The sequence below is a fragment of the Nocardiopsis sp. TNDT3 genome, assembly GCF_003427465.1.
Lineage (GTDB): Bacteria > Actinomycetota > Actinomycetes > Streptosporangiales > Streptosporangiaceae > Nocardiopsis > Nocardiopsis dassonvillei.
Genome location: NZ_QPFC01000307.1, coordinates 1 through 11,062 on the forward strand (window position 1 = coordinate 1; position 11,062 = coordinate 11,062).

Sequence of the window (11,062 nt, forward strand, 5' to 3'; positions counted from 1 at the left end):
CACCGGGGCCGTGCCGGGACCGCTCAGGCGTCGGCGTCCTCCAACAGGGTTCCGGCCGAGGACAGCGGGGCGAACCGGCTGGGGGTGATGCCCAGCAGCTGCGCGGCCAGCTCCTCGTTGCCGGAGAACCCCGCGTCGGCGTCGATGGTCTGGGTGCCGTCCCAGAGCATGAGCATCGCCGAGACGGTGTGCGCCCCCTTGTCGTGGTGCATGTCGTAGTGGGCGGCCATGGGCACGCTGTCGTAGTGCACCCACAGGTCGTGCCCGGTCATGAACATGTCCAGGTCGAAGGTGACCGTCAGCCCCATGAGCTCGGGCTTGTAGCGGTCGTCGATCCCGGCGAAGGCCTCGTCCAGGGCCACCATCCGGGGGCAGGTGGGCGCGGCCGAGGTGTACAGGGCGTTGGCGGCGGCGAACAGCGGCAGGTGGATCGCGGCGGACTTCTCGCCGCCCGACATCTGCTCGTGCTTGTTCCTGGTGAGCTTGACCTCCTCCTGGCCCGGCACGGCCAGGCGCAGCTCGAACCGGTACCAGGTGCGGTAGTCCAGCACCGCCGACAGGACCTGCTTGTAGGTGGCGCGCGGGTGGGCGGCGTGGTGCTCGCGGATCATCTCCCGCAGGACCTCGCGCAACCGGGTCAGCCCCGAGGCGCCCAGCTCGTCGGTGTCGCGCCGGACCAGGCGGGCGGCGGTGGCCTGGTGCTCGCTCACGCGGTCGGAGCGGCTCCAGCGGATGCCGATCCGGGTGCCCGAGGACATGGGCCGCGAACGGGTGTCGCGGTCCATGCTGACGACCAGGTCGCGGGCCACCCGCACCCGCTCGTGGATCTGCTGGGCGATCCCGGTGAGCAGTTCGTCCTCCAGAACCCCGCGCTCCTCCTCGCGCAGCAGCGCTCCCTGCTCCTCGACGCGTTCGGCGATGACGCGGGCGAAGGCGGAGACGGGGTTGCGGCCGGTCTCGTCGTTGACGAACACCGTGATGACGCCGCTGACCCCGAGTTCGTGGTCGACCCGGTAGCCCTCGGCGTCGCCGCCCAGGGTGTCCTGGAAGACGCGCAGGGCGTTGGAGATGCGTGTGGAGACGGTCTTGAGGTCGCCGTCGGTGACCGCGGACCCGGAGCCGACGGCGGCGGTGAACGCGTCGAGCAGCTCCGCGGCGCGGCCGGGCAGGACCGCGCGCACGGCGGCCTCCGGGTCGTCCGGGGCCTCGGCCAGGACCTGTTCGGCGGCCTCCTCGGGGGCGGGCCAGGAGCGCCGGTCCGGCCAGGCGTGCGCGGTGTCCACGCCCAGGGTGGCGCGCAGGTCGGGGTGGGTGAGGGCGGCGAAGGCGTCGGCCTGCTCGAACAGCGCGGAGAGGGAGTCGGTGAGGGCCCGCTGCCCGCCCTCCAGCTTCTCGTCGGCCCGGATCATGGCCTCGTGGGCGGCCGCGGCCTCCTTCTGGGCGCCCTGGTGCTCCTCACGGGCCCGGTGCAGCTCCTCCTTGACCTGTTCGAGCTCGGCCATGAGCTCGCGGACCGGGGCGTCGATGCCCTCCTGCTTGGCGGCCAGCTCGGCCGCGGCGCGCTCGTGCTCGCGGGTGCGCTCCTCGTGGCGTTCGCGGTCCTCCTCCAGCCGTGCGCGCAGGCGGTCCAGGGTCTCCTTCCGGCCGTCCAGGTCGACGGTGTGCCGGTCGACCTCTGCGCGGGCGGTGTGCAGGCGGCGCGCGGTCTCCAGGAAGTCGTCCACGGCGCGGGCGACGGCGTCCACCGCCTCGGGCTGGGCGGGCATGGCGCGTTCGGAGGCCACCGCGCGCACCTGGTGGCGGTGGGCGTCGACCTCGGCGACCGCGGCGTCGAGGTCGCGGCGGCGCTCCTCGCTCTCGGCCCTCGCCGAGGCCAGGAGGGTGGACTGCTGGTCGACCCGGCGCACGGCCCGGTCGATCGGGGCGGTCTCGGGCAGGGCGGCGCGGGCCCGGGTGAAGGCCTTGAGGAGTTCGCCCGCCCGGTCGAGCTGTTCGGCGACCCGTGCGCGCCGCTCGTCGAGTTCGGCGATGCGGGCGTCGCACTCGGCCAGGCGTTCGCGGCGGCGGTGGGCGCGGTTGGTGGCGCCGATGAACTCGGGGGCGGCCTTGGGGCTGACGCCCACCAGCACCCCCTGGGCGAACCGCGCGCCGGTGCCGACGGTGTGCGCCGCCGCTCCCCCGGCGCCCGTGGCGTCAGCCGCCCCGAGGGACTGGACGGTGTCCGTGGCCCCGGCCGAGCCCTCGCTGTCGCGGACCAGGCGCACCGACGCCAGGACGCGGGCGATGACGTGCTCGGGGACCCGGTCCTGGCGCTCGGGCACCAGCACGTCGGCCAGGGTGGGCCCCTCGGGCGCGGCCGCGCCCTCGGCGGGCAGCAGGTAGGCGTCGGCCCCGCCCGAGGCGAGCGCCGCGCGGGTGGCGTCGGCGTCGGGGTGCACCCAGGCGGTGAGCAGGCCCGCACCGTGCAGGGCGCCCTCGACGGCGGCGGCCTCGTCGTCGCCGACCGCGTCGGCGAAGCGGACCAGCTGCCACAGCGGGGCGCCGGGGCGCCCCTCGCGGGAGGCGGTGCGCAGCGCGTCGGCGGGCGGGGCGTCGTCGCGTTCGGCGGCGATGTCCGCGCGCTCGCGGGTGAGGCGGTCGATCTCGGCGCCGAGCCGGTCCCGGTCGGTCTCCAGCGTGCGCGTGTGCGCGGCGGCGTCCAGGCGCTGCTGGTCGGTGTGCTCGCCGTAGACCTCCGACACCGTGGGGGTGCCGGGGCGTCCGACGCCCTCCAGTGTCCCGCTCAGGGCCGCGACGCAGGCGGCGTCGGTGACCGGGGCGGGCCCCTCGGCCCAGTGCTCGGCCCAGGCGGTGAGCGCGTCGGCGGCACCGGCGCGGGCCGCGGCCAGGTCGTCGGCCGCGCGGGCGCACTCCGCCTCGCCGCGTCCGAGCCTGTCCTCGGCCTGGGCGGCGGCCCGTTCGGCGGCGCCGCGCGCGGTCTCGGCGCGGGCGAGTTCGGCGAGGCGCTCGCGGACCGCGGCCACGTCGGCGCGGCGGGCGGTCGCGCGCGCCCGCGCGGCGGCGGACAGGTCGTCGCCGGTGTCGGCGGGGCCCTCCCCGTCGTGGTCGAGCCCGGCCTGTGCGGCGTTCTCGGCCAGCTCCGCGGCCAGTTCACCGGTGCGCGCCCGCCCGTGTTCGAGGTCGGCGGCGACCCGGTCGGCCTCACGCTGGAGGGCGGTGACCTCCCCGGCCTGGTCGTCCAGTCTGGCCCGCTGTTCGGCCAGGGCGCGGGCGGTCTCGGCGCTGTGCGCGCGTTCGATCTCCAGGGCGGCGTGGCTGCGGAAGGCCTCGTGCGCCTCCAGACCGCCCCTGCGCGCGGCGAGCCGACGGATCCGGGCGTCGTGCTCCTCGGCCCGGCCGGTGGCGGCGGCGTGCGCGAGCGTGGCCCGCTCGCGGGTGTCGCGGGCCTCGGCGATGGCGCGGGCCTGCTCGGCGGTCTGCCCGGCGGCGGTGTGCACGCGGGCCAGGCGGTGGCGGGCGTGGGCGGTGAGGTAGGCGGCGTACTCCCCGACGAAGGCCGTGGTCGCGGCGTGCGCCGTGCTGGCCTGGTCGAAGCGGCGCTGGACGGCGGCCAGGTTGGTGAAGTCGCGGGCGGCCTGGTCGAGGAGTTCCTCGTCCAGGGGGCTCAGGCCGCTGGTGAGGGTCTCGGAGACCTTCTCGGGGTCCAGGTCCTTGGCCAGCAGCGGGCGGCGCAGCGCCAGGAGCAGGTCGAGCAGCTGGACGTAGCGCTCGCCCAGGCCGAACAGGCGCGCGTCCACGGCGCGGCGGTAGTCGGCCGCGGTGGAGCGGAAGGCGTCCTCGCCGAGCACCCCCTTGAGCTGCCGCTCGGTGAGCGGGCGGCCGTCGGTGGCGAGCAGGCCGAAGTCCACGCCCAGGCGCTGGTCGGTGACGAAGAAGGAGGGGGTCACGCCGTCGCGGTGGCGGTGCGCGCGCAGGCCGATGACCAGGGTGACCGTCTCGGTCCCCTCCCCCGGTCCGGTGCGGGCGAACTCCATCCACACGTACCCGTACTCGGAGTCCTGGCCCCGGTAGAGCAGGTTGGACTTCATGGTGCGGTTCTGGCCGCTGAAGGGGTCCAGACGGCGGGCGTCGGTGTACCCGTCCAGGATGAACGGGAAGAGCACTTCCAACGCCTTGGTCTTGCCCGAGCCGTTGTGTCCGCGCAGGACGAGGCGTCCGTCGGCGAACACGAACTCCTCGTCGACGTAGTCCCAGACGTTGATCACGCCGGCGCGGCTGGGCCGGAATCGGTCGCTCCTGGGGGACATTACTTTCCTTCCGCGGAGGTGGAGGCGGCTGCGGGGGCGGTGTCGGGCGAGGGGCCGGAGGAGACGGGCCCTCCCGGCGGGGGTTCAGTCAGCCCCAGGGGCAGCTGTCCCCCGTCGGCGCGCTCGGGCAGCGCGCCCTGGATGTTGCGGTAGCGGGAGGCGGCGGGGAGCACCAGGGCGCCGCCGGGGACCGGTCTGATGAGGGAGAGTTCGGCGAGCAGGGTCAGGGCGGCGTCCAGCAGGCCGTAGGGGTCCTGCTGCCAGGCTCCGCCGAAGGAGGCGGCGCCGAACTCCGCGTAGAGCTCGTGGATCATGGTCTCCCACCGGCCGCGCTCGACCAGGGGGACCTCCAGCAGCGCCGCGGCCTCCTCCCGCTCCCCGGCGGGCTCCACGGTCCAGGCCAGGTCGGCCACGACGCCGTCGCGGGGCAGACCGGCGTCCACGAGCCGGACGAGTTCGGCCTGGTCGTCGGCGTGCGGGGGCACCTGGAGCCGGACCAGCGCGGCCAGGGAGGTCTCCAGCAGGTCGGCCACCTTGGCCAGCAGCAGCCCGGCGGTGCGGTTGACCGCCCCGCCCCGGCCCGGGAAGGGCCGGTCGGTGAAGGTGCCCGCCGGGTCGGCCAGCAGGACGCCCTCGGCGCGGCGCTCGACGCTGAGCCCGGTGGCGCGGGCCAGGTCCTCGGCCACGCCCCGGCCGCGCAGGACCGCGGCCACGGCCGGTTCGAGGTCGGCGTAGTACACGACCGGCCGTTCCACCAGGAGCCGCCGCGCCCGCCGGGCCGCCTGCTCGCGCGGCGAGGCCTCGGTGAGCGGGTCGGCGAGCAGCCCGGCGACGCTGCCCAGGTGCTGGACCGGGCGCGCCGGACGGAACAGCAGCTCGCACACCTCGTGGTCGATGTCGAACAGGGCGTCGCCCTGCTCGCCGCCCGCCGCCCACGCCTCCAGGGACCCGTCGGACAGGTGGAGCGCCCCGCGGTCCACCAGCCAGTGGGCGACGTCGACCAGCGCGGCCTTGTGGGCGCCGTCGGTGGGGTCGTAGCCCAGCCCGGCGACGGCGTTGGCCCCGGGGGTGAACCGGGCGACCAGGTCGGCGAGGCTGATCTCGATCTGGGAGCGCTGGAAGGCGGCCAGGACCAGGCACAGGTAGGCGAGTCTGCGCCGGTCGAAGGGCTTGCCCCGGCGCGAGAAGGTCTGGCGCTGGGTGGGGTCCAGGGCGTCGAGTTCGCGGACCAGGCGCACGTGGTCGGTGGTGGCGACCAGGGTGTAGCCGAAGAGCCGCTCCAGGTCGGCGGCGAGTTCGTCGGCCCAGCGCAGCACCTGGTCCAGGACACCGGGGCGCGGGCGCGCGGCGGTGATGAGGTCGCAGGTCAGGACGCGGCGCATGGCCTGTTGGTAGGAGCCCAGGTCGGCGGGTGCGACCGTGCGGGCGAAGAGTCGGGGCATCAGGTGTTCTTCGTTCGGGGCCGGTGGCCGGTGGCCTCCAGGCGCAGGCCCGGCAGGTGGATGCGGCCCTGGCTGGTGTGGACGGTGCTGCCCGCCGGGTCGGGGACCAGGCGGACCATGGTGCCGTCGCCCTCGCCGCCGGCCGAGGACAGGCGTCCGGCGACGACGCTGCGCGACTCCAGGGCGCGGGTGACCAGGCGCAGCAGGACGCGGGTGTCGGTCTCGTCCAGGACCCGGCCGTGGGCGCCCAGGTCGACCAGGCGGGCCGCGGCCTCGCGTTCGGCGGCCCGGCCCGCGGCCTGCTGTCCGCGAAGGCGCGCCTGGGCGCCGGGGTTGCGCCGCACCGGCTTGGGCACGCCCGCGTTGGGGGCGTTGCCGCTGCGGAACAGGGTGACCGACACCTCCACGCCGGGGGCGTCCCACCAGGTCGTGTTGGGCGGGATCTGTTCCTCGTCGTCGTGGGCCGCGCCCAGGTGGCGGGCGGAGCGGACGTTGAAGGCGGCGCCCATGAGGGCGTGCGCGGCGCCGTCGTCGGGGGTGTGGAACACCCACTCGGCGAGGTGGCGCAGCTGGGTGGAGCGGTTGACCCCGCCGCGCTGGGCCTCGGTGATCTGGCGCAGCAGGGCGATGACGCCCGAGACGGCCGACCGGGTGGCCGCGTGGAGTTCGGCGGCCCGCGCGGGGATGGCGTCGTCGGAGGCGAACCAGGCGCGCAGGGCACGCCAGCGGCGGCGCCAGTCGGCCAGGCGCTCGTCGCGCTCCATGAACAGGCGCTCGTCGGAGTCGGCGGCGCGGGAGAGCAGCGTGGCCAGCCCCGTCTCCTCCACCTCGCGCACGGCGCGGTCCAGGCGGGGCAGGTAGCGGTCGAGTTCGGCCATGAAGTCGCTCATGTGCACCAGCAGGGCGTTCTTGTGGCGCAGGAAGATGTCCGGGGAGGTGTCGGTGGAGCGCAGGATCTCACCGAGGGTGACGTGGAACTGGGCGGAGCGGCGCCCCATGTCCTCCATGACCGCGTCCAGGCGCGCGAGCCTGCGGTAGACCTGTTCGGCCCGGCCGGTGCGGTTGGCCTCGGCCAGGGCGCGCAGGTCGTCCAGGACCTCGGAGAAGACCAGCCGGGACAGGTTGACGTCCTCGATGCGGGCGCCGAGCAGGTTCTCCACCGACTGGTAGGCGCGGTAGCCGAGTTCGCTGAACTGGTAGACCGACTGGCGGTTGCGGTAGCGCGCCAGGTTGCCCGCCCGCGAGGCGTCGTCGAAGCGGTGCACGACGCGGTCGGCGTGCAGCTCGTCCAGGCGGTCGCGCAGGCTCCGGTCGGGCACGGGCACCCCGTCGTGGGACCGGGCCAGCTCGCGCAGGGCCTCGGCGACGTCGTCGGGGGCCACCTGGACCTGGTGGACCTCGCGCAGGCGGTCCATGGCCCGCAGGATCCACAGGTAGGTGACGTGGTCGTCGCGACGGGTGAAGTTGAACAGACGGAACCGGTCGCTGACCGCGAGCGAGTCCATGTCGAGGGCTCTGCGTTCGACCACGGGCCGCCCCTTCGGTTGGTGTGCGCGTTGCCGGGGCGGACCTCGGACCGGTCGCGCCTCCCCACTAACGCTAGGTGACCGAAGGGACGGTACACCCGTTTTCCACAGGCCCGGTTCGGGAGGAGGCCCGGCGCCCCGGTGAAAGCCGCGTCCGGCGCCCGGACCGCCCCGCCTCACCGGAGCACCGGACCGGTCCCGGCCGCCGGGCCCCGCGCCCCGCTCCGCCGCGGCCGGACCGGCGGGCGCGTGCGCCGGGTCAGGACACCGTCTCGGCCTCCTCGGCCTCCCGTTCGGTGGCTGCGGCCCCGCGCGACCCGCGACGGAGCACGAACAGGCCCGTGGCGAGGCTGGCCGCCAGGACGACGGCCATGATCGCCAGGAAGCCCACCGCTCCCACCTGCGGGCTGATGATCAGCGGGATGGCGGCCGCGGTGACCAGGCCGCCCCCGAAGAACGGTTCGAAGATCAGCTGCTTGTAGCCGAACGCCGGGTAGGCGGGCGACTTCATCTCCGGGTCGACGACGCGCATCAGCACCAGGCCCGTGGCGGTGACGCCCAGGGACTGGCCGAACTCGCCGATGCCCCGTTCGAACCAGTGGCTGGGCATCATCCGCGGCGCCAGGAACAGGAAGCCGCACAGCGACCACAGGACGCCCGCCACGGCGAGGATGGTGAAGGCGGCGATGTTGTCGGCGATGGCCTGGAGCGAGAGGGTGGCCATCGCGGCGATGATGAGCACGTCCAGCGACAGGCCCTGGATCCGCTCCACGGTCCCGTGGTCCACCACGTCGTTGCGGTCGAAGCGGTCGATGAACACCTGGAGGAGGATGCCGCCGATCATGGCCAGCGGGAACAGCGGCACGTAGGCCATGATCTCGATGGTGTCGGCCCACAGAGTCCGCTCCAGCCACTGCAACCCCATGAGGATGAGCTGACCGATCAGCACGGCGAGGGCGACCAGCCCGAAGTGGAGCGTCATCGGGTCCATGGACGAGGGGTGGACGGTCATGGTCGAGCCCGCCGAGCGCTTGCCGGGTTCGACCAGCCCGGCCTGCTCGGTGTCGCTGCCGCGCGCGTCGTCGCTGATCACGTTGGACTTGCCGCGGCGCACGCCCCAGTTGATGAGGACGATGCCGACGATGATCCCCGACAGCAGTCCGACGGTGGCCATGCCCAGGGCCAGGTCCTGCCCCGCGGCCCAGCCCGCCTGCTCGAAGGTGTCGCCCAGCCCCGCCGCGGTCCCGTGCCCGCCGAGGAAGCCGATCTCGATCAGGGCCCCGGAGATGACCGGCACGCCGAACAGGGGTGCGAGCACCAGCAGGGCGAGCACCAGGCCGATCACGTACTGGCCGCTGGCCATGGTGACGCCGAAGGCGAGGTTGGGGCCCGCCAGGGAGGCGGCCTCGCGCAAGCGCGGCAGGGGCTTGCCGAGGAAGAGGCTGGCGAAGACCACCGAGATCAGCAGGCCGGGCAGGGCCGACCAGACCGCCATCACGTCGGTACCGAAGAGGCCGCCCTCGGCCGCGCGCTCGGCGAAGCCCCCACCGACGCCCCGGTCGGCCAGCCAGCCCATGAGGCGCCCGAACAGGTCGGGGCCCAGGAGCAGGGCGACACCGCCGCCGATGATCGACGCGGGAAGGTAGAGCCTCTGCGTCAGCTTCCACCTGACCCGTACCAGCTTCGCTGTCAGCAGCAGCACTCCCAGCAGCAGGAGTGCGAGGCCGACGGTCTCAGGGCTCATCCTCTACCTCTCGTGTGTCGGTTCCGCGAGCGCGTGCGCACCCGGACACGAGCGGGTCGGGGCGGCACGCCTCGGCTCGGCGCCGTGGCGGGGAGGTAGGGGGGAGGGCGCCACGGCTCGGGTGACCGTGTCGTCACGATCACCCGCGGCATCCTACACATCCCGTAGTGGTGTCGAACACGGACTCGACGTGACCGAAGCGGACGCGGCACACGGGTCCGCTCACACCGCGCGGGCCGCGGCGACCTGGGCCGCCGACGCTTCCACCCGCGACAGGGCCCGAACGCGGTCCACGGACGGCTCTGTGGCGGCCGCGGGGGCGGGGCGTCCACCGTCGGGGCCCGGTCCGCCCTATCCGAGCCGGTCCGCCCGGCGGTCCGCCGCCGGGATGGGAAGTGTCACGCGGGGTCCGCGGGCATCCGCGGGCCCCGTCCACCACCGCCCTTCCATCTTTCCGTTGACAAGTTCCACCGGGAGGAGGAATATTGCCAGTGGAAAGATTACGGGGACGGGAGAACACACCGGGAGGAAGCACCATGGAACCGCTCATCGCCCTCGTCGGCGTCACGGCGCTGCTGCTCGCCCTCGGCGCGGCGGGCGTGCGTCCGCTGCGCTCCTGGCCGCTGGCCCTGCGGGGCGGGATCGCGGCCATGTTCGCCCTGACCGGGGTGTCGCACTTCGTGGGCATGCGCGAGGACCTGATCGCGATGGTCCCGCCCGCGCTGCCCGCTCCCGCCCTGCTGGTCACCGTCACGGGCGTCCTCGAACTGGCCGGGGCGGCGGGGATCCTGTGGGCGCGCACCTCGCCCTGGGCCGCGGCCGGACTCAGCGCCCTGCTGGTGGTCATGTTCCCGGCCAACGTGTACGCGATCACCGCCGGGACGGTCACCGGGATGACCGAGAGCCTGCCGGTGCGCACCGCCATGCAGGCGGTGTTCCTGGCGGCGACGCTCGCCGTGCTGGTCCACCACCTGCGCGCCCGGCGGCGCGCGGCGCCGGACGCCCCCGCGCGGGCGCCCCGCGCCGGGACCGTCGCGTGAGCCGCCCGGCGGCACGGCGCAGGTCGGCCCCCGCGTTTGTGTGTAGGGTGGCCGCGGACCGGTGCCGACACGGGGAGACGGTGGGATGGGCCTGTTCGCCATCAGCGACCTGCACGTACGGCACGGTGACAACCGCGCCTTCACCGAGGGGCTGCGCCCGGAGTCCGACGACGACTGGCTCCTGGTGGCCGGGGACGTCGCCGACACCGGCGAGGAAGTCCTCTGGGCGATGGAAATGCTGGCCGACCGGTTCGCCACCGTGGTCTGGGTTCCGGGCAACCACGACCTGTGGACCACGCCCAAGGACCCCGTCCAGCTGCGCGGGGAGGCGCGCTACCGGCACCTGGTCGAGGGCCTGCGCGGACTGGGCGTGCACACCCCCGAGGACCCCTACCCGGTGTGGCCGGGGCCCGAGGGGCCGGTCGCGGTGGCCCCCCTGTTCGTGCTGTACGACCACACCTTCCGGCCCGAGGGGACGCGCACCAAGGAGGAGGCGCTGGCGGTCGCCCACGAGGCGGGCGTGGTGTGCACCGACGAGTACCTGCTGCACCCCGACCCCCACCCCGGGCGCGACGCCTGGTGCCGCGCCCGCCTGGAGTACACGCGCGAGCGGCTGGACGCGCTGGACGCCGACCTGCCCACCGTGCTGGTCAACCACTTCCCGCTGGTGCGCGAACCCACCCGGATCCTGCGCCACCCCGAGTTCGCCCAGTGGTGCGGGACCGAGGCCACCGCGGACTGGCACGTGCGCTACCGGGCGCGCGCCGTGGTCTACGGGCACCTGCACATCCCGCGCACGATCGTGGTCGACGGCGTGCCCCACGTGGAGGTCTCGCTGGGCTACCCCCGCGAGTGGGGCGCCCGTCCGCACCCGCCCGAGGGGCCGCGCCGCATCCTGTAGGCCCCGGGCGCGACGGGAGGGCGCTGCGTCCGTCGGCCGTCGGCGCCCGACCGGGAACCCCGTGCCGGTCCCGCCCGCCCGGCTCCGCGTCCGGCCCCCCGG

Annotated in this window: 6 protein-coding genes; 2 read left to right on the forward strand and 4 right to left on the reverse strand. The window is 74.9% G+C overall.

What is annotated here, in order from left to right; genetic code table 11:
* Nucleotides 1-23: 23 nt before the first annotated feature.
* From DQW06_RS08290 to DQW06_RS08305, 4 genes are all read right to left on the reverse strand, one after another.
* On the reverse strand, nt 24-4,307 hold the full coding sequence (locus DQW06_RS08290) for a TIGR02680 family protein (protein WP_117198239.1): 4,284 nt from the start codon (nt 4,305-4,307) through the stop codon (nt 24-26).
* Nucleotides 4,307-5,749 carry a DUF2398 family protein gene (locus tag DQW06_RS08295; RefSeq protein ID WP_071622290.1) on the reverse strand — a complete coding sequence of 481 codons (1,443 nt, stop codon included), beginning with the start codon at nt 5,747-5,749 and terminating at the stop codon, nt 4,307-4,309. The genes DQW06_RS08290 and DQW06_RS08295 overlap by 1 nt, the downstream gene beginning before the upstream one ends.
* A complete protein-coding gene (locus DQW06_RS08300) occupies nt 5,749-7,278 on the reverse strand; it encodes a TIGR02677 family protein (protein ID WP_071622291.1) in 1,530 nt (509 codons plus the stop codon). The genes DQW06_RS08295 and DQW06_RS08300 overlap by 1 nt, the downstream gene beginning before the upstream one ends.
* A gap of 256 nt (nt 7,279-7,534) precedes the next feature.
* Nucleotides 7,535-9,019 carry a sodium/glutamate symporter gene (locus DQW06_RS08305; RefSeq protein WP_117198240.1) on the reverse strand — a complete coding sequence of 495 codons (1,485 nt, stop codon included), beginning with the start codon at nt 9,017-9,019 and terminating at the stop codon, nt 7,535-7,537.
* Nucleotides 9,020-9,555: 536 nt separating this feature from the next.
* On the opposite strand from DQW06_RS08305, the gene DQW06_RS08310 reads away from it, so the two are divergent.
* Both DQW06_RS08310 and DQW06_RS08315 read left to right on the forward strand, forming a co-directional pair.
* Nucleotides 9,556-10,059, forward strand: a complete 504-nt coding sequence (locus DQW06_RS08310; protein ID WP_071622292.1) for a DoxX family membrane protein — start codon at nt 9,556-9,558, stop codon at nt 10,057-10,059.
* 85 nt (nt 10,060-10,144) lie between these two features.
* A complete protein-coding gene (locus DQW06_RS08315; protein WP_041552748.1) occupies nt 10,145-10,960 on the forward strand; it encodes a metallophosphoesterase in 816 nt (271 codons plus the stop codon).
* The last annotated feature ends 102 nt before the right edge of the window (nt 10,961-11,062 follow it).